Genomic DNA, 17311 nt, shown 5'->3' with positions numbered 1-17311 from the left:
GTACTACCATGACGCCTGATGTTGTTAGCATTCTTACCATGGCAAAAGTGATTCAAACCGCTGTGGCACCGGTGTTTTTAATAACAGGGATTGCAGCGACCTTAGGGGTACTGTCAAATCGGTTAGCGAGAATTACTGACAGAGCGCGCTTGCTAGATAGAAAAATCAATAGCACACAAGACGAAGAGCTAAAAATGCACTTTTGTCGTGAAATGCGAGCTTTATTAAAGCGCTCTCGCTTTATTCATATCGCATTTAGTATGAGCGTCCTTAGTGCACTTTTAGTTTGTGCCGTGGTTATGCTCCTGTTCATGTCACACTTGTACAGTATGCCACTTGGCATTACGCTGTCAGCTTGCTTTATCGCTGCAATGGTTTTACTGATTGGTGCATTTGTTTCCTTGCTAGCAGAAATTTTTCTTGCTACCCGTAGCATGCGTCGAGGTATGATATTCAAAGATATTGAGAGCTAACATCGGTAAATTATCGATGACATTCATCGCAATTGTTTGCTTGTATTTAAAAGTTACACTGACAATAGGGAAAATAATTAGGGGTTTATGACTATGAAGAAACTACTTACCGTCACACTATTAAGCTGCCTTGCGGCAACCGCACAGGCGAACACCATGTTTGAATCTGCGGAAGATGCCATTCAATACCGTCAAGCATCTTTCCAGCTGATCCGCTTCCAAATCGGTAACATGGGGGACATGTTAAAGGGCAAAGTACCTTTCGATGCTGAAGCATTTAAGCAACGCGCACAAAATGCTGCACAATTATCAAAAATGCCATGGGAAGCTTTTATCGAAGGTTCAGATAAAGGAAGCACTGACGCACTACCGGCCATTTGGTCAGACCGTGCTGAGTTTGATGGCAAAGCCAAAAAGTTTGCCGAATACGCACAAGCATTAGCGGTAGCTGCAGAATCAGGTGATAAGAAGATCATCGCTTCAGCATTTAAAGACTGGGCGAAGGGCTGCAAAGACTGTCACCAGTCATTCAAAGACTAAACAAAACAGCCGCGTATGCGGCTGCTTATGAGGTCTGTGAGCTGGTGTGTAATCCGTTTCAGGCCTTTATACCTCTGGCCTTACGTCATCCAACCACCCTATTATCTAGCGATAATAGTATTCACAACTTTATTCGTGATAGACGTACAATATCAATCGTCAATATAGTCGAAATCATCGTCGCCTAGATTTCTACGTAGGCGTTTTTGCTCTAAGTAGTCGTCTAGCTTTCTTTTGACTTTACGTTTTTGCTTATCATGTTGGTTACGACCCAACTTTTCAAATTCATCATCAGCAAAATCATCATCAAGCGCATCGTAAGAGAATGTCTTACCCACAACTTACTCCAAATAATATAGTCATTAATAAAATGAGAACCGTCTCTCAAGATCACTATTTAGCGTTAAATTTGCATTCTGAAAAGTGAGACTTTTTTGTCTTCACAATAAAAAATTTTTATCGGATTGTAGAAAGTGATAAGAATAGCTAAATTTTAGTCAATCCCATTATTTTTTAAACACTTCATTCCACACCTAAAAATCGCAACACTTTGATTATATTAAACTTATTAATTGGCACCTTTTTTGTAATGTCATATTTGTCACTGAGCCAATAAGGATTGACCATGAATAAAATTATCTTACTAACCGCCGCAACAATGATGAGCACCACAATTGCAGCGCATGAACAGCATACCGTTACCTTTAACGATGAAAATTGTGAAGTCGAGTTTCAAAATGACGTTCGTATCACACCGGATAATTTAGTTATCACCACAACAAGCCATGCAACAGCAGAGATCACCAGTCAAGGAACCCTTACGCTCAATGGCGACACTATACCCCTCAATCAACAACAACAAGCGATGCTAACGCAATATAGTGAACAATTAAGGGGTCGACTGCCCCAAGTTGCCAATATCGCCTTTGAGGGCATCAAACTAGCAGGAGTTGCGCTCAACGAGGTTGCCACAACATTCAACCTTACCAATCTCGATGATATTCATGCAGTGATAAACGATTTTGAAACCCAAGTGCACGACACATTTTACCAACAAGGTGCATTCGTCATGGGCAAACAAACCTTCGATGACTTTGGTAGTAACTTTGATGAGCAATTTAATGAAAAAGTAGAAACCGTTATCAAAGGGGCGATGATGCAATCAATCGGCAGCTTACTTGTGACGATTGGCACTGAAATGTCAAACTCAAATGGTGATATGAGTGCTTTTGAGCAACGTATGGAAGACTTTGCGACACAAATAGAGACCAAAGTGACACAACAAGCAAAAGCCATCGAGCAAAAAGCCGACAGCTTATGTGGTGAGTTTGAGCAGATAGCCCATCACGAAGCCATTGTTGCAAACGCTATTCCTGAGATGTCCGCCTATCAGTTATTTAAATTTAAGTAATACCACTAAAGGGGGTCAGATCCCCCCTTTTTCTTTGTATTTCAGCCAGTTTACCCAATGTCACAATGGCTTGTTCCAATTCATCTGACCATGGTAAGCCATAGCTTATACGAATACAGTTTTGATATTTTTTACTCGCGCTAAAAAGCGTGCCAGGTGTAATGCTAATACCTGCTGCTAACGCTTGCTGGAATAAAACAGCGCCATCTACTTGCTTACCCAAATCTAGCCACAGCACGCACCCACCTTTGGGGCGACTAACACGAACCTCATCCCCAAATGCAAAATTTACCGCAAGGATCATGCGATCGCGATTTTCAATGAGCCGTTTGCGAACGAGCTTTAAGTGGCGCTCGTATCCTCCTGAGCTGAGAAAATCCGCTAAAGCCCATTGGTTCATCAAAGAGGATGAACAACTCAATGCGCGTTTGATACGCTTCGCTTTTGCACTAAATTGCGACGCTACCATCCAGCCAACTCGGTAGCTTGGTGCTGCCGTTTTTGAAAAAGAAGCACAGGTGATCACTAACCCCTTTTTACTGTAAGCCTGCGCAGGTATACCACGCTGTTCGGTAAAGTAGAGATCGCCATATACATCATCCTCTATCAGCACCACCTCTCGCTGCTCCAGTAACTCCACTAATTGCGCGCGTCGAACATCTGGCATATAACTTCCCAGCGGGTTACTTATACTGGTAGAAAAGACGCAAGCACGAATATCATGTTTATCCAAAGCTTTCTCTAAATCATCAAGCCAAATACCATCGTCAGGGCACACTGGTATTTCAATTGCTTTCAGCCCTAAGTTTTCTACTAGCTCAACAATGCCGAAATAGCATGGCGACTCGATAGCGATGACATCACCGGGGTGTGTTACCGCCTGTAGCGCAATTGCCAGCGCCTCTTGAGCACCATTAGTAATAACCAGCTCATCCATGCTAACTGCCAGCCCCATATCCAAATAACGCCGTATTATTTGTTTTTTTAAACTATCTAAACCATCCATCGGACCATAATTAATCAACTCGCTGCCAGCTTCTTTCATCACTCGGCGCATTATTTTTGCAAGCACCTGCTCCGTACCTGCGATCGCAATTGGATTTGCAATCCCCAGTGGCACAGCGTGCGATTGATGAATGCCACAGTACACCTGCTCAATCAATGCTTGTTTATTCACAACGACAGGGTTGGCTGGCAATCTTGCGCGTTTCGGTGAATGTTTTACAGGAGGATCTTCACATAAGAAATAACCTGACTTTTCTTTCGCGATGACCTTTCCTTGCGCCTCTAGTGTTTGGTAGGCCTGCTTAACTGTTGGAATACTGACATTCAGATTTTGCGCCATTGCGCGAAGTGATGGCAGTTTTTCTCCCGGCAAAATAGACGCTTGCTCCGCCATTAATAAAATCATTTGGATTACTTGTTGATATAAAAAAGCGGATTGCTGACGCTCGATCACTGTACTCATAAATAAAATAATCTGTATAGGTTTAAAATAACAAATTCTGTATATAGCTTATACAGAATAGCAGCGTACACTACGCACATCTACTGTTGTTTTAATTTAGAGCCGATCATGAAAAATCTGTTTCTCTATACTATTACCGTGTTGATATGGGGCTCAACTTGGCTGGCCATCGAGTATCAGCTAGGCAACGTTAATGAGTTTGTATCGCTATTTTACCGTTTTGGTCTTGCGGCGATCTGTATGTGGGTATTTGTTTTTTACAAACGGGTGCCGATGCGCTTTTGCCGCCGCGATCATGGCTTTTTTATTTTACTCGCTCTGTGTAACTTTGGTGCTAACTATTTATTTCTGTATTGGGCTCAAGCACATTTAAATTCGGCAATGGCTTCGATTGCATTTTCTTTATTGCTAGTCGTCAATATCATTAATACAAAGCTGTTTTTTGCCAAGCCAATTGCCAAACGTATTTACTTTGGTGCGTCGCTCGGCACGCTTGGTATAGTCAGCTTATTTTGGCACGATTTGGTCGCATTTGATTTGCAAAGCGATGCCTTCATGGGGTTATTATTAGCTCTATCGGGAACAGTAGTCGCGTCACTTGGCAATATGGTGAGCGTGCGTAACTCAAACCAGCAAATTGATGTAATGGCAGGAAATGCTTGGGGTATGCTATATAGCGCCATCATGCTGGCCACTTATGTGGCCTTCAGTGAGCATCAATTTATCAACCAAGCTCCTGCATCTTATTGGTGGTCACTTATTTATCTTAGTGTATTTGGCACCGTCATTGCTTTTGGTTGTTATTTCTCTTTGCTCAAGAATATTGGTCCAGAGAAAGCCAGTTATTTAATTGTGTTATTTCCGTTTGTTGCTGTAGCGTTGAGCACTTTGTTTGAAGGCTTTGAATGGCAACAAAATACGTTCATTGGATTTATTTTGGTCATCCTTGGCAATGCAATTGTATTAACTCCTTTGGATCGCATTTACACATGGTTGTCCATTCGGTCCCCAGTTAGAAGTTGAGGTTTTACCAATACTTTGGCTTCTTACTTTTTAGCGCCATTTTATGATGGCGCTTTTTTTATGCTCAACGCTTGGCGGCAACATGTGATGGTTGCTGGTGTGCGCCCAACAATCTCACCATCGGCCTCAATATCATATCCCGCTTGTGCTATACAAAGTTCGGTAATACGGTCGTGATGCACATTTTTCGCGCCAATATGGCGCTTAAGCAACATACTGGCAAATACGACCACCCGCTGCCAATGTGTTTTCGGTGTAAACCACAGCAGCTCCAATTGCCCATCATTCAAGCTGGCCATAGGCGCAGGAGTTAGCCCTGCACCAAAGTGTTTACCATTGGCGAGCAACAGCATCATACCGTGCTCAGGCCATGTTTTACTGTGATAGCAGATTGATTTTGCACTAAATAGCGAAATTAATCCCGCATAGGTATAGCTAAGCTTTCCCAAGCGCTTCTTTTGCCCCAAATTATTCATTACATGCGCGTTAAACCCAACGCCTGCAACATTAACAAACCAGCGGCTATCTACTTTACCCAAGTCAATATTGGTAACTTGATCTGAAAATACGGCAGCTCGCCACTGTGCTTTGGAGTAGTTAAACTGCCGTGCAAAATCATTACCCGTGCCAGCAGGAAGCAAGGCGAGTGGATTATTACGCCGAGCGATGGCGTTGGCAACTAAGTGTAAGGTGCCATCTCCACCAATTACTACTACTGTCGTCCCTGTCGTCGTCGCTTTTACTATTGCATCTCTGTCTGATACAAAGTTGCCGGTGGTATTAAACCAAGTTGCCGTTATCTGCTGTTGTTTTAATTGTTGCTTTAACCATGCGATCTGCGCATCTCCCTCAGCACCCGATAAAGGGTTAACCACCACCAGCATAAAGCCTCTCAAATACAAAAAATCAACTTATATGAATAAACAACCAATAAAACAATTGGCTCACCAAACAAAGAAAACCAAACAAATGATTTAATTGAAGTTAATCAAACACAAGGTAAATACCCACTCGCATAAATATGCAAAATCACAATTTTACAAACAGGAAAAAACACAAAATACATTAGTTATTTTTATCCGAAAACAGTAATTTTTATCGTTTTAAATTTAAACAAATTGCGTGCAAAATAGCCTTGTTTTCAACCATAGTTTAATTAGGAGCCAGACATGCTTAATTCAGCTGCGCCTTGCAGCCCATCACAAAACACGCTTAACCAAACGCAAGCAACGAAACAACGTCGACTCAATTTGACGAAGTGGCTCGCAGTCTGTGGTCAACACTTAGCGTTAAAAGACGTGATTATGTATAAGTAAGTCTGCACAGAGCATGGCGTCCCAACCCGCCATGCTCTCGTCAGCATTTGTTTAAATAGACCACAAAAGCATCACTTCAACCAGTACTTTTGATAAAACCTCCCTGTCAAACCGCTAATTTCTGGCACAATTTTAAAAAAAACCTATTTTTAGAACATTTTTTAAGCAAACAGTTTAAAAATGGTTTACAGCGCTTAAATCGCTAAGTATTATCTTTGCCCATGGAGAGATGGCTGAGTGGTTGAAAGCACCGGTCTTGAAAACCGGCATACGTTAATAGCGTATCTAGGGTTCAAATCCCTATCTCTCCGCCATTTTTAAAGTATTGCGCCGGAGAGGTGGCCGAGTGGCTGAAGGCGCTCCCCTGCTAAGGGAGTATAGGGTTTGTAGCCCTATCGAGGGTTCGAATCCCTCCCCCTCCGCCATGACTTATAAGAAAACCGCTTAATTGCGGTTTTTTTATGCCTGAGATTTATCACGTTCACATGACAACTGGTCAGATGTCTTTAACCTATGCTATGTTGATATCTGATTAGGATATGAGTGTGACTAATGAAAATCCATACCTTAGAAGGTTATATTCAACATATTTATTTGGTTGAGCACGGCTCAGAGCTACTGTTACTTGATGGTTGCTGTCGTGCCGATGTTGACGTGGTCTGTCATTTTATTCAGCAACTACAAAAACCTCTTAGTGCACTCAAACTTATTGTCGTCACACATATGCACCCAGATCATGCCGGTGGTGCGCACAAACTCAGAAAACTCACGGGTGCTAAAATAGCGACGGCAAATGCACCCAGTCAGTGGTATCGTGGTATCGATGGTGTCATGATGCACCTTTCTGATATGGCGTTGGCTCTATGGGTTGCAGGAAGAAAGCGTAAAGCGAAACGTAACCTGTGGTACCCAAGACGCCTTGCACCAGACTTTTTCTTGGCCGATGGTGATAAGCTGCCTTATTTCGAGCAGTGGCAAGCTATTCATACCCCTGGCCATACCGACAGAGACATTAGCTTACTACATCAACCTAGCGGGCGTATGTATGTTGCAGATTTGACCGTCAAGGTAAAAGGGCAGTTTGTTGCACCCTTTCCAGTCTTCTATCCTCGATTATATCGATTGTCGCTAGCCAAAGTAAAAGCATTGCAGCCTCACTCCTTGATATTGGCACATCAAGGAGAAGTGCCTGCAAGCGACATTGATTTCGATGCGTTAATCGCAAATGCGCCTAAACAACCAATGACCCATTGGCGCTCTGTGAAAAAGAAAACAAAGCGCGCTTTGGGTCTCGGTCGCTAATTAACAACATGAAGCAGCGCCTCAATATCTGCCTGATCGTTATAAATGTGAGGTGAAACACGGATACCGTAACGTCTATTATCAACTGCAATGTTGGCTTGCTTAAGACGCGATCTGACTTGTTCATGATATGGCCCAAAATCTAGAATAGCGGTTCCAGAACACATACTCTGATCTGTCGGAGAGTAATAAAATTCAGGTAATGCCTTTTGGAGTTTTGCCAACAAGGTAACGTTGTGTTCACGCACCGTGTTAATACCTACGTTTACAAAATAATTCAGGCTATGACCTGCATAGATATATGGCGCAACGCTTGGTGTGCCTCCCCAAAAGCGTAGCGCACTCTCATTAGGTTCAAAATGATGGATATTAAACTCGAATGGGTTTTGATGAGAAAACCAGCCAACATCTTTTGGTTCGCAATAAGGTAGGATACTTTTATTCACCCACATAAAACCAGCCCCGGGACCTGCACAACTCCATTTAACACAAGATCCTACGACACAATCAGCATCCCACTTATTTAAGTTTATAGGCAGCACACAAAGTGACTGAGCGATATCAATAATGGTGCGACAACCCTGTTGTTTTGCATATTGAATAATTTCAGCCACCGGTGCCTGCTGGCCACTATTGGAGTATACATGGCTCACAAAAACCCAATCAATTTGCTCATCGATATATTGCTGCCATACCGCAAGATCATACATATCAAATGACTCTGGAATATACACAATCTCGACATTATCCAACGCATTTTGTAGCGCAAATCCCATGCTCGGGAAATCTTGTTCACTCATCAATACACGAACTTTGCGAATACCACTCTCAGGCAAGCTCATCGCCCACTTTGTTAAGCCGCTAGACAAATTGGTTTGTGGACAAAATAGCCTAGCTTCTGAGCTCAGCAATTCAGCCAGTGCACTGGTAAATCGCTCGATACCATCGAGCCATTGCTGCCAAGGTTCTTGATTCTGCTGCTGCCATGGCATAATAAACTTCTGTTGAAAATCAGCCTCGGCTGATTTCAACATACGACCAACTGAGTGACTTAATAAATAATGGCCAGGCGCTAAGTGAAAATCATCTTTAAAGGTTGTCATTCTGTTCTCCTAGCGCCTCACGCAGTCGTTTCAAGTCATTGTATCGTGTAAAGATATCGTCGCGGTTAGCCGCCGCCCTACGATCGCGCAAGTCCGCAAGCTGCTGCAATAGGACTTCTAAAGGTGGACCACTGGCTGTCACCTTACTCAAATGCTGTTGCTGCATCGCCTGCGAAGGTTTGGCAATATACTTTTCTACCAGTTGATTATGATGCTGAATAGCTGTATCGCCATGGAGTTTACATACTTGCACAAACAAATTAGCAGCAGGCGCAAACCACTCACGCTTTGGTGTATTCAATGCTGCCAAAAAAGCATCCATAAGATTAGGTGTACGCATACACTCTCGTAATGTAGCTTGATCTTCAGGCATCATAAATAAGAATTTTTCCACCAGCATTTGACCATAACTAATATCATTAGCTGGACACAATCCCAACATCATATCGATAACATTGATACCCGCAAAATCTCCAGCGTTAGCGCCACGATAGACTTCTTTACCAACTCGGTATGGTTTGTAGTAAGGGCGCACCACATAGAAGAACGCTTCAGCGTCTAAGGCATTAAACAATGCTCGATTAGACTCTATTACTTCAAGCAGCGCTTGCTTAACTTGTTTGAGTAGCACCAATGACATGGGATGAGAAATGCCTAAATGATGTACCTTCATTAGCGATTCGGACGCTCGTTTATAGGCAAGAATAGCCTGAGTATTATAGTCAATAAATAAGCGCTCTGCGGGGTGTGAAGTAAAGCGTTTATATACCCCATTCACTGCGCGATTATGGGTAGTGAGATGTGCGGTAGCAAACCTTGGTGTAACCCCCAAAGAGGCACCAATGTGCATAGCAAGTGCAGAAGCTTGTTTTAATGGCGAAACGTGTTCGCGACTTGGTTCGGTAATTTCATGACGCCGACATGCGGCCATAAAAAGCCCAACATTGCCTAATAAATCAAAAGCTTGATCAAATCCTTCATCGGTATTGCCTTCCTCCAATAAGGCTTGGATCAGTCGATTACCTTCTTCTTGTAACTGTATTTTTAGTGCTTCGCCAACGCCTTCAACGTTCGCTTTATCTTGTTGCTGCCAGTAAAGGTGCTCAAGCTTATCGTTTATGTCAACAAACTGCCCTCTGATCCAAGCATCAAATTGTACGGCTAATGAACTCATGATTACTTCTCGTGATTATTCCATTATTAAGGCTAACAAATCACCAAGAGCATAATTTGCCAATTTTCTCTAAAAGTTTAATACTGATTAGCAATAATCACTCTTTTATTTCGCTTATGTCAGAAAATCTTGATGCTAAGGACAAACTGCTCCTGGCCGCTTTACAACATAATGCCCGTTTGAGTAATGCCTCACTCGCTGAAAAAGCCAACCTTTCTGATACCCCTTGTCTACGACGCGTAAAGCGGTTACAAGAGACAGGGGTGATTTCTGGTTATCATGCTGCACTAGATAGAACGCAAGTTAATTTGAGTATCTTGGTTTATGCGTTTATAAAACTCAGTGAAAATACCGCAGCTGCTGCCCAGTTATTTGAACAACACGTAGAATCTGAAGATCAGGTGATCAGCTGTTCTGTGATCTCTGGCAGTTATGATTATTTATTGGAAATCGTAGCAAAGGATTTACCTAGTTATGAGCAATTTGCCAAACATCAACTGGGCGCCTGTAAGGTCATTAGCGGGATTGAATCAACGATTGTCCTAAAGCAAACTTTTGCAAAACGCATATTACCGATCCGTTGAGCGTTTTTATTGTCACGTGATCTCGCTATACTGCTTCAAACCTATAGCTTAAAAGGATTGAATATGCGTCACTACTTCACCTCCACAGTACTAGCTTGTAGCTTGCTTGTTTCACCTTTGGCCATTGCCCAAGATTGCACATCCCAAGTAAGTGATATGTCGCTATTCACCAAAAGCAAAGCATCAGGGTTATTTCGTGAAGCAATTGATAAAGGTCCTGTCACTATTGATATAACGAATATAACTAGCTTTGACGATTATATTCGCTCGACCAAAACAGTTATTGAAAATCGCAATCCTCGCGCCGCACTACCATGCCCGTTAATGACACCGACAGCAAGATTGCTGAATCTTACAAACCCGAAGGTAAGTGATCTGATTGCGCCATTTACACTTGACCATGACAACAAAGATAAGGCTGTGCTGCTTATCCATGGGCTAACTGACTCTCCTTTTACTTTTCACTATCTCGCAGCAGCGCTCTATGAAGCAGGATACAATGTCAGAACCATGTTATTGCCAGGTCACGCCACCGCAGCGAGTGATTTAACCGAAGTCGATATCGACGATTGGCAAGCACATACAGATTATGCCATTTCACAGACGAGCAAAGATTTTACGCATTTTTCCGTACTTGGCTATTCTACAGGTGCCGCTTTGATGCTTAGTAGCATAGCGAAGCATAAGCCCAATAATTTAGAAGCTGTTGCACTGATCTCTCCCGCTACAGAGCCACATAATAAGAATGGTTGGCTCGCCAAATGGATTGATTACGTGCCATTTGTCAATTGGATAGATGAAGACGCTGATTTGGATTTCGCCAAATATGAATCTTTCCCGTGGCATGGCGCAACGTTGGCCCATCAGGCTATGGCACCACTCAAATCACTCTCTACTTTGCCAAATGTACCGATGTTTATCAGCTATAGCGATGTTGATACCACCATAGACAATCATGCAACGGCAAAGTTACTCGAAAAGTGGCAACCTAAGTCAGCATTGACCCAATTTATCTACTCGGAAACGCCATCGACTAAGCTGGGTGTGAATTATCGGAGCGTGAGAGCCGACAACATTGTCGATATGTCTCATATTGGTATTTTACAGCCAACTGATCATATTTTTTATGGCCAAAAAGGCCCTTATCGTAACTGCACCAGTTACCACTTAAAAGACCAAGCCTTCGTTAACTGCCGCACTGGTAAAACTATCTATTTTGGTGAGCGTCACGAAGAAAACATGAAGCAACACAAACCTTTGGCACGGATCACATTTAACCCTGATTACAGCAACTTTGAGCAAGCACTGCTCGCATTTTTTGACGGCCACAATGACTGAGTACCAACACAGATTTATTCATTCTCTGACAGAAGTGACAGAAGCGCAGTGGGAACGTGTTTCACCACCACATGTATTTACAAGTTACGAGTGGCTGCTTGCATTAGAGTTAAGCGGCTGCACCAGTAAAGAAACGGGCTGGATACCTCATCATCTAATGATTGAACGCCAAGGTGAGTTAATTGCGATTTTGCCAGGTTATATTAAATCGCACTCTTATGGCGAGTACGTTTTTGATTGGGCTTTTGCTGAAGCCTACGAGCGTCATGGAGTAGATTATTATCCTAAATGGCTGTGTGGCGTCCCCTTTACGCCCACGCAGGGACCAAGGATCTTAACTAAAGCACCCTCTGCTGATCTACTTGAATATATTAACGCGACGCTCACGAGCCTCGCTCCACTGGGTATTAGTGGCGTCCATATTAATTTTTGTCAACAAAGCGACTTACTCGCTCAAAGTCATTTAACGATGCGCCGCAATGTACAATTCCATTGGCACAATAAAGGTTACGCAGGGTTCGAAGATTTTCTCGCGCAACTCACATCAAGAAAGCGTAAAATGGTCACAAAAGAGCGCCAAGCCGTGACTGCCCAAGGTATTAATATCAGTTGGATTGATGGCAAAGAAATAAGCGCAGCACAGCTCGATGCCTTTTTTCTCAGCTACCAACTTACCTACCTTAAACGCTCACGACACCAAGGCTATCTCTCGCGCGACTTTTTCCAGCAAGTTATCACCTCAATGCCAGATAAGTTTCGCCTTTGCTGTGCCTATTTAAACCACGACATTATTGCCACTAGTTTATACCTTGTGGATGGTGACACCTTGTATGGTCGCTATTGGGGCGCGATTGAGGATAGTTACGACTTTTTGCATTTTGAGCTGTGTTACTATCAAGGTATAGAGTACGCCATTGCTAACCAACTTGCAGTCTTTGATGCCGGTGCTCAGGGTGAGCATAAGCTGGTGAGGGGCTTTGAGCCGGTGTGGAGACAATCGTATCACCGCTTATTTCAACCTGACTTTCAGCAGGCGCTTGAAGATTTTACCAAGCGCGAAGCTGATGCACTCGAGCATTACTTTATCGAGTGCCAAGCAAAGCTACCGTTTAAACACCAATAAGCGATTATTAGCCGGCATCGCATAGTCTTGCTGTAGTGTAAGTCCTTGCTCTTTAGCAAGCGCCAATACCCATTCTTGATCGCGAATACCACTATCCTGGTCTTGCGACTTTAGATAGGCATCAAACTCTCGATTACTTTCGCTGGTAAATTCGCCTTGATAATTAAACGGCCCATAAACTATCAGGTAGCCGCTTTCTTTAAGGTGTTGTCCTACTCCAGTGATTAAACGTTCCACGAGGGTCGATGACACAATGTGCAAGGTATTAGCGGTATAAATCACATCATAACGCTGATTAATAGGCCACCCATGGTGTAAGTCTAGCGCCAATGGCGGTAAAACATTTTCAAGCTCTGCGTCATCCAGCCACGCATAAATACCAGCGTGATTGACCTCTCTATCTGCTGTTTGCCATATTAAATGCGGTAATGCCGCAGCAAAGTGCACTGCATGCTGACCCGTACCAGAGCCTATCTCTAGGACTTCCAAAGGCTTGCTTAGATAAGGAGTAAGCTTTTCTAAAATCGGATGTTTATTGTTTTCACACGCTTGAGAGTAAGGTTTTGTCATCTCGTTTGCACTATTTTGATCAAATTATGCGCCTCATTGAGGCAAGCTTTTATATTAATTGCAAGGTAAATAGCCCAAAGTTTCACTAAATGATTAAAACTCAGAAAGAAATTTATTTTGGTACGACTTCTGCTAAGTTTAAAGAGTACTAAGAGGAGAAGCGAGCATGAAAATTTCAGAGATCACCCAAATGCCTAGCCAACTAAAAAGCGAAGGACTTGTCCTGAAGCAGCGAAAAAACGCGTTCACCAAAAGCCGCGCCTATCGGCAAGAAGTCGCTAATCTTATGCAGCTTGAAGAGCAAGAAAAAGAACATTCCGAACAGCAGTATCTCCTTGGTTATAATTAACACTCACTTTTTAAATTCATTTCAGACTCATAGTGAGCTGCTATGCTGAATACCAAACTCAAGTTTGGTAGGGTAAATACAAAAGCTTGAATTGCTAACCAAACGATGTAATGATAATTGTTATCATTACATCGTTTGGTTTTGTATCTATGCAGCTTGCTACTTTATTACAGACTTACCGTGCGAAGCTTAATCGCCACTGCCAGCGGCCACAACTAGAGGCCCCGCTCTTAGTTGCTGAATATATCTCAGCAGGAATAGACATGGCTAAATGGTATGAGCGCCACAATAACCCGCTGCTGCAAGAGTTTTATCTCAGAAATACATTATCTGAGCTATTAGAGCAGATTGCCGATCCTCTCGTTGATACAGCCATACGTAAGCAATGTATGGATCAATTATTCAAGCCTTTGCTGGCATTAAAACGGTTTTATAAACATCACCATACTTCGTCGCAGCAATTTCTTAAGCTCCAGCGAGATGCGTGCCAAACCTGCCAGCAGTTTAACCCTTTTTATTAGGAGCAACGATGACTACTTTTCGTCAAGAATCCGATAGTATGGGAACACTAGATGTTCCAGAGCATGCGCTCTACAAGGCGCAAACACAGCGTGCAGTAAACAACTTTCCTATTAGTGGTATCACCATGCCAAGTAGCTTTATCAAAGCGCTGGCCTACATCAAACAAGCTGCAGCTGAAACCAACCAATCCCTTGGCCATCTACCAAGTGACAAAGCAAAAGCAATAGTGACTGCCTGCCAACAGCTAATTGATGGCAAACACTTAGATCAATTCCCAGTTGATGTCTTTCAGACTGGTTCTGGCACCAGTTCAAATATGAATGCCAATGAGGTGATAGCCACATTAGCCTCACAACTTAGCGGACTGACTGTACACCCTAATGACGATGTTAATATGGGTCAAAGCTCGAATGATGTGATACCAACAGCCATTCATGTCAGTAGTGCAATTACTGCTGTATATGACCTATTACCCGCACTAAAACACTTATCTCGTAGTATTGAACAAAAAGCAGAACAAGTCGGTCATCATGTCAAAACCGGCCGAACTCATCTAATGGACGCAATGCCTGTGACATTCGCACAGGCATTAAGTGGCTGGCAAGCGCAAGTAGATAACGCTTGTCAGGGAATTGTTCATTCATTAGAAAAAGTGTACGAGTTAGGTCAAGGTGGAACGGCGGTAGGCACAGGTATTAATGCCGATCCACAGTTCGCGAAATTATTTAGCCAAAACCTGAGCACTAACATCGGGATCCGATTTAGCCAAGGCAGTAACTTTTTTTACCATATCGGTTCACAAGACGCGATTGTGGGACTTTCTGGACAACTTAAAACTTTTGCCGTGGCGCAAATGAAAATCGCTAACGATTTACGCTGGATGAATTCTGGTCCCCTCGCTGGATTAGGTGAAATTGAGCTTGAGGCGCTCCAACCCGGCTCTTCCATTATGCCAGGAAAAGTAAACCCCGTTATTCCAGAAGCAGCAGCAATGGCCAGTGCTCAAGTGATAGGTAATGACGCCACAATAAGTGTTGCTGGGCAATCTGGTAACTTTGAGCTAAATGTGATGCTGCCAGTGATTGCATTGAATGTATTACAGAGTATCGAAATTCTCTCAAACACAGCACGACTTCTAGCTGATAAAGCCGTTGCCAGCTTCACAGTTAATGAAGTAAATATTCAAAAAGCTCTGGCAAAAAATCCGATCCTTGTGACTGCACTAAACCCTGTGATCGGGTATGAAAAAGCAGCACAAATAGCCAAACTAGCATACAAAGAAGGCCGCCCTATCATCGAGGTGGCTGCGGAGCAAACCGATCTGAGTGAAGCTGAGCTCAAGTCATTACTTGATCCGAACAAACTTACCAAAGGCGGTTTATAAATAAATCCTTTTCAGCCTGTAAGGATACAGGCTGTTGAGCTTGCTATTCCTCAAGGACTTGCGTAGTTTAATTAGCAAACATGAGGAGAGCATATAATGAACAAAATGATCCCCACCTTACTGGTTACATTTTTATTATTTGGCTGCCAGGGAGAAGCAATTAAAAAAGATGTAACAACGCAAAATACCGCTAACGCACAGCCGCAGAGCGGGCTACAAGCTGAAGATAAAAAACCCAAAGAGACAAACTTAGCCATCCAAGTAGACAGCCAAAAACTAGATAGCTCAGATATTGCCGCCTACAAACAATCACTAGAAGACGTAAGTGCTGACAAAAATTGCGATACTAATACACAATGCAAAGTGATCGCAGTTGGCGCTCGAGCCTGCGGCGGCCCTTCTTCTTATTTGGTGTATTCAACAAAGTCTGCGAATGAAAAACAAGTAATGCAGTTAGCGGATCAAATCACAAAGCTTGAGCGTGCTTTTAATAAGCAAAATCAAATGATGAGTATCTGTCAGCATTTAATTGAACCGGCAACACAATGCGTTGAAAATAAATGTGTTAAACTCCAAAAGAACCATTCTGCATACTAGAGGCAATTAATGAAGTTAGCTATCTCTCTCACTTGCATCAGTGCACTCCTTATAGTGCTACCTGGCTGTGAAATGACATCAACTAGTGTAACAAGTAGCCTAGATAGCCAATATACGCTCTCAGATATCAGAGCTAGTATTGAGTGTGATGCAAGCTACCAATGTAAAGTGGTTGGTATAGGTGAGCGATTGACATGTGGGGGTCCAAGAGAATATATAATTTATTCGACCAAACATACCAATGAACAAGAAATTGAAAAAGTCGTCGCCAATATTACCAGACAAGAAAAGCTGGATAACGAAGAAAAAGCACCAGCGATGAGTTGTGAGCCAGTGATGCCAGTGCAAACACTATGTATTGCCAACACTTGCCAAGCAGTACCACTTTAAACTGACAAGTACTTAAATCATCGTGCAAGTTCACTGATCACAGAAACAAGCATGACTAAAAGCCCACAAATACTTGCATTGATAATGTACTTTACTTCGAGCCGCTTTTTCACCCAGTAGCTGTACATAAAACGAATTAGGTAAGTGGCTGAAGTACCAAACAGTGCAAATATAACTAATAGCGCAATTAAATGAAATGACACACTAAGTCCCTCTGTTTTTAGTCAATCATATCGTTAATTAGCCCTTCCATGTAGCCCTTATTACATAAAACCGAATAGTTGATCACACCAGCAAAAATACAATAAGAACAGCCTACTATTTCTTACGCCGTACAGATGCACAGCTCGGCGGGTAAAATACCTCTTCCCAGTCCAGCACTTTGTTGATGTTGTGGTGGGAGCGAATTTACCTCGCGATGTTACAGAGTAGACTGTTTTATCGCGATGTTACAGAGTAGACTGTTTTATTCTTTTTGTTTGAGAGACCCAACAGCTCGGCGGGTAAACCGCCTCCTACCAGTGCAGTACTTTGTTGATGTCGTGGTGGGAGCGAGTTTACCTCGCGATGTTACAAAGTAGACTGTTTTATTCTTTTTGTTTGATAGACCCAACAGCTCGGCGGGTAAACCGCCTCCTACCAGT

General features: G+C 42.8%; 21 protein-coding genes and 2 tRNA genes. 16 read left to right on the top strand and 7 right to left on the bottom strand.

All coding sequences use genetic code 11. The annotated features are described in order from the left end of the window. Positions 1-8 precede the first annotated feature (8 nt). Both EAG18_RS17200 and EAG18_RS17195 read left to right on the top strand, forming a co-directional pair. Positions 9-473 (top strand): DUF2721 domain-containing protein, encoded by a 465-nt coding sequence (locus tag EAG18_RS17200; protein WP_125253595.1) that lies wholly within the window; start codon positions 9-11, stop codon positions 471-473. Between the two features lie 87 nt (positions 474-560). Continuing rightward, positions 561-1013: a cytochrome c gene (locus EAG18_RS17195; RefSeq protein WP_185745613.1), complete on the top strand. Its 453-nt coding sequence runs from the start codon at positions 561-563 to the stop codon at positions 1011-1013. A gap of 152 nt (positions 1014-1165) precedes the next feature. Here the strand turns inward: EAG18_RS17195 and EAG18_RS17190 are convergent, their stop codons facing one another. Beyond that, positions 1166-1351, bottom strand: a complete 186-nt coding sequence (locus EAG18_RS17190; protein ID WP_010604204.1) for a hypothetical protein — start codon at positions 1349-1351, stop codon at positions 1166-1168. Positions 1352-1638: 287 nt separating this feature from the next. Here EAG18_RS17190 and EAG18_RS17185 point away from each other — a divergent pair, with 287 nt between their 5' ends. After that, positions 1639-2424, top strand: a complete 786-nt coding sequence (locus EAG18_RS17185) for a DUF2884 family protein (RefSeq protein ID WP_125253593.1) — start codon at positions 1639-1641, stop codon at positions 2422-2424. Here EAG18_RS17185 and EAG18_RS17180 read toward each other — a convergent pair. Next, on the bottom strand, positions 2417-3892 hold the full coding sequence (locus EAG18_RS17180; protein ID WP_125253592.1) for a PLP-dependent aminotransferase family protein: 1476 nt from the start codon (positions 3890-3892) through the stop codon (positions 2417-2419). The two genes, EAG18_RS17185 and EAG18_RS17180, sit on opposite strands and share 8 nt — an antisense overlap. Positions 3893-4000: 108 nt before the next feature. Between EAG18_RS17180 and EAG18_RS17175 the strand changes: the two genes are divergently transcribed. Next, entirely contained in the window at positions 4001-4915 is a 915-nt protein-coding gene (locus tag EAG18_RS17175; protein ID WP_125253591.1) for a DMT family transporter, read from the top strand. A 41-nt stretch (positions 4916-4956) separates the two neighbouring features. On the opposite strand, the gene EAG18_RS17170 is transcribed toward EAG18_RS17175, so the two are convergent. After that, entirely contained in the window at positions 4957-5799 is an 843-nt protein-coding gene (locus EAG18_RS17170) for a YegS/Rv2252/BmrU family lipid kinase (RefSeq protein ID WP_125253590.1), read from the bottom strand. A 285-nt stretch (positions 5800-6084) separates the two neighbouring features. On the opposite strand from EAG18_RS17170, the gene EAG18_RS22210 reads away from it, so the two are divergent. The 4 genes from EAG18_RS22210 (at position 6085) to EAG18_RS17155 (ending at position 7533) form a co-directional block, all read left to right on the top strand. After that, entirely contained in the window at positions 6085-6231 is a 147-nt protein-coding gene (locus tag EAG18_RS22210; protein WP_170178652.1) for a hypothetical protein, read from the top strand. Between the two features lie 223 nt (positions 6232-6454). Beyond that, positions 6455-6545 (top strand) — tRNA-Ser (locus EAG18_RS17165). Between the two features lie 18 nt (positions 6546-6563). Then, positions 6564-6656: transfer RNA gene (locus EAG18_RS17160), tRNA-Ser, on the top strand. 127 nt (positions 6657-6783) lie between these two features. Then, positions 6784-7533, top strand: a complete 750-nt coding sequence (locus EAG18_RS17155) for an MBL fold metallo-hydrolase (RefSeq protein ID WP_125253589.1) — start codon at positions 6784-6786, stop codon at positions 7531-7533. Here the strand turns inward: EAG18_RS17155 and EAG18_RS17150 are convergent. After that, a complete protein-coding gene (locus tag EAG18_RS17150; RefSeq protein WP_125253588.1) occupies positions 7530-8636 on the bottom strand; it encodes an aminotransferase class V-fold PLP-dependent enzyme in 1107 nt (368 codons plus the stop codon). The genes EAG18_RS17155 and EAG18_RS17150 overlap by 4 nt on opposite strands. Further along, positions 8623-9810 (bottom strand): monodechloroaminopyrrolnitrin synthase PrnB family protein, encoded by a 1188-nt coding sequence (locus EAG18_RS17145; RefSeq protein ID WP_125253587.1) that lies wholly within the window; start codon positions 9808-9810, stop codon positions 8623-8625. Before EAG18_RS17145 ends, EAG18_RS17150 begins: the two co-directional genes overlap by 14 nt. A gap of 116 nt (positions 9811-9926) precedes the next feature. On the opposite strand from EAG18_RS17145, the gene EAG18_RS17140 reads away from it, so the two are divergent. The 3 genes from EAG18_RS17140 to EAG18_RS17130 all read left to right on the top strand — a co-directional run bounded on the left by EAG18_RS17140 (position 9927) and on the right by EAG18_RS17130 (position 12855). Continuing rightward, complete coding sequence (locus EAG18_RS17140) at positions 9927-10394, top strand: Lrp/AsnC family transcriptional regulator (RefSeq protein WP_125253586.1); 468 nt, start codon at positions 9927-9929, stop codon at positions 10392-10394. Positions 10395-10457: 63 nt separating this feature from the next. Beyond that, positions 10458-11732: an alpha/beta fold hydrolase gene (locus EAG18_RS17135; RefSeq protein ID WP_125253585.1), complete on the top strand. Its 1275-nt coding sequence runs from the start codon at positions 10458-10460 to the stop codon at positions 11730-11732. After that, entirely contained in the window at positions 11725-12855 is a 1131-nt protein-coding gene (locus EAG18_RS17130; RefSeq protein ID WP_125253584.1) for a GNAT family N-acetyltransferase, read from the top strand. Before EAG18_RS17135 ends, EAG18_RS17130 begins: the two co-directional genes overlap by 8 nt. On the opposite strand, the gene EAG18_RS17125 is transcribed toward EAG18_RS17130, so the two are convergent. Next, on the bottom strand, positions 12835-13425 hold the full coding sequence (locus tag EAG18_RS17125; RefSeq protein WP_125253583.1) for a DUF938 domain-containing protein: 591 nt from the start codon (positions 13423-13425) through the stop codon (positions 12835-12837). The genes EAG18_RS17130 and EAG18_RS17125 overlap by 21 nt on opposite strands. Positions 13426-13591: 166 nt before the next feature. On the opposite strand from EAG18_RS17125, the gene EAG18_RS17120 reads away from it, so the two are divergent. The 5 genes from EAG18_RS17120 to EAG18_RS17100 all read left to right on the top strand — a co-directional run bounded on the left by EAG18_RS17120 (position 13592) and on the right by EAG18_RS17100 (position 16667). After that, positions 13592-13774, top strand: a complete 183-nt coding sequence (locus EAG18_RS17120; protein ID WP_125253582.1) for a hypothetical protein — start codon at positions 13592-13594, stop codon at positions 13772-13774. A gap of 110 nt (positions 13775-13884) precedes the next feature. Further along, complete coding sequence (locus EAG18_RS17115; protein WP_125253581.1) at positions 13885-14295, top strand: hypothetical protein; 411 nt, start codon at positions 13885-13887, stop codon at positions 14293-14295. A gap of 8 nt (positions 14296-14303) precedes the next feature. Then, the gene (locus EAG18_RS17110) at positions 14304-15680 is read left to right on the top strand and encodes a class II fumarate hydratase (protein WP_125253580.1); all 1377 of its coding nucleotides are present in this window, start codon (positions 14304-14306) and stop codon (positions 15678-15680) included. A 96-nt stretch (positions 15681-15776) separates the two neighbouring features. Continuing rightward, the gene (locus EAG18_RS17105) at positions 15777-16277 is read left to right on the top strand and encodes a hypothetical protein (protein ID WP_125253579.1); all 501 of its coding nucleotides are present in this window, start codon (positions 15777-15779) and stop codon (positions 16275-16277) included. Positions 16278-16286: 9 nt separating this feature from the next. After that, positions 16287-16667 carry a hypothetical protein gene (locus EAG18_RS17100; RefSeq protein WP_125253578.1) on the top strand — a complete coding sequence of 127 codons (381 nt, stop codon included), beginning with the start codon at positions 16287-16289 and terminating at the stop codon, positions 16665-16667. 17 nt (positions 16668-16684) lie between these two features. Here the strand turns inward: EAG18_RS17100 and EAG18_RS17095 are convergent, their stop codons facing one another. Further along, positions 16685-16870 (bottom strand): hypothetical protein, encoded by a 186-nt coding sequence (locus tag EAG18_RS17095; RefSeq protein ID WP_125253577.1) that lies wholly within the window; start codon positions 16868-16870, stop codon positions 16685-16687. Between the last annotated feature and the right edge of the window lie 441 nt (positions 16871-17311).

It is taken from the genome of Pseudoalteromonas sp. J010 (genome assembly GCF_003934235.1).
GTDB classification, from domain to species: Bacteria; Pseudomonadota; Gammaproteobacteria; order Enterobacterales; family Alteromonadaceae; genus Pseudoalteromonas; species Pseudoalteromonas peptidolytica.
The sequence above is the reverse complement of the archived record's forward strand: the minus strand, read 5'-3'. Positions and strand labels throughout refer to the sequence as shown.

Bases quoted from the DNA above. Each gene is read 5' to 3' on its own strand.
- EAG18_RS17200 (WP_125253595.1), top strand. From the start codon at position 9: ATGACGCCTGATGTTGTTAGCATTCTTACCATGGCAAAAGTGATTCAA.
- EAG18_RS17195 (WP_185745613.1), top strand. From the start codon at position 561: ATGACTATGAAGAAACTACTTACCGTCACACTATTAAGCTGCCTTGCG.
- EAG18_RS17185 (WP_125253593.1), top strand. From the start codon at position 1,639: ATGAATAAAATTATCTTACTAACCGCCGCAACAATGATGAGCACCACA.
- EAG18_RS17180 (WP_125253592.1), bottom strand. From the start codon at position 3,892: ATGAGTACAGTGATCGAGCGTCAGCAATCCGCTTTTTTATATCAACAA.
- EAG18_RS17175 (WP_125253591.1), top strand. From the start codon at position 4,001: ATGAAAAATCTGTTTCTCTATACTATTACCGTGTTGATATGGGGCTCA.
- EAG18_RS17170 (WP_125253590.1), bottom strand. From the start codon at position 5,799: ATGCTGGTGGTGGTTAACCCTTTATCGGGTGCTGAGGGAGATGCGCAG.
- EAG18_RS22210 (WP_170178652.1), top strand. From the start codon at position 6,085: ATGCTTAATTCAGCTGCGCCTTGCAGCCCATCACAAAACACGCTTAAC.
- EAG18_RS17155 (WP_125253589.1), top strand. From the start codon at position 6,784: ATGAAAATCCATACCTTAGAAGGTTATATTCAACATATTTATTTGGTT.
- EAG18_RS17150 (WP_125253588.1), bottom strand. From the start codon at position 8,636: ATGACAACCTTTAAAGATGATTTTCACTTAGCGCCTGGCCATTATTTA.
- EAG18_RS17145 (WP_125253587.1), bottom strand. From the start codon at position 9,810: ATGAGTTCATTAGCCGTACAATTTGATGCTTGGATCAGAGGGCAGTTT.
- EAG18_RS17140 (WP_125253586.1), top strand. From the start codon at position 9,927: ATGTCAGAAAATCTTGATGCTAAGGACAAACTGCTCCTGGCCGCTTTA.
- EAG18_RS17135 (WP_125253585.1), top strand. From the start codon at position 10,458: ATGCGTCACTACTTCACCTCCACAGTACTAGCTTGTAGCTTGCTTGTT.
- EAG18_RS17130 (WP_125253584.1), top strand. From the start codon at position 11,725: ATGACTGAGTACCAACACAGATTTATTCATTCTCTGACAGAAGTGACA.
- EAG18_RS17125 (WP_125253583.1), bottom strand. From the start codon at position 13,425: ATGACAAAACCTTACTCTCAAGCGTGTGAAAACAATAAACATCCGATT.
- EAG18_RS17120 (WP_125253582.1), top strand. From the start codon at position 13,592: ATGAAAATTTCAGAGATCACCCAAATGCCTAGCCAACTAAAAAGCGAA.
- EAG18_RS17115 (WP_125253581.1), top strand. From the start codon at position 13,885: ATGATAATTGTTATCATTACATCGTTTGGTTTTGTATCTATGCAGCTT.
- EAG18_RS17110 (WP_125253580.1), top strand. From the start codon at position 14,304: ATGACTACTTTTCGTCAAGAATCCGATAGTATGGGAACACTAGATGTT.
- EAG18_RS17105 (WP_125253579.1), top strand. From the start codon at position 15,777: ATGAACAAAATGATCCCCACCTTACTGGTTACATTTTTATTATTTGGC.
- EAG18_RS17100 (WP_125253578.1), top strand. From the start codon at position 16,287: ATGAAGTTAGCTATCTCTCTCACTTGCATCAGTGCACTCCTTATAGTG.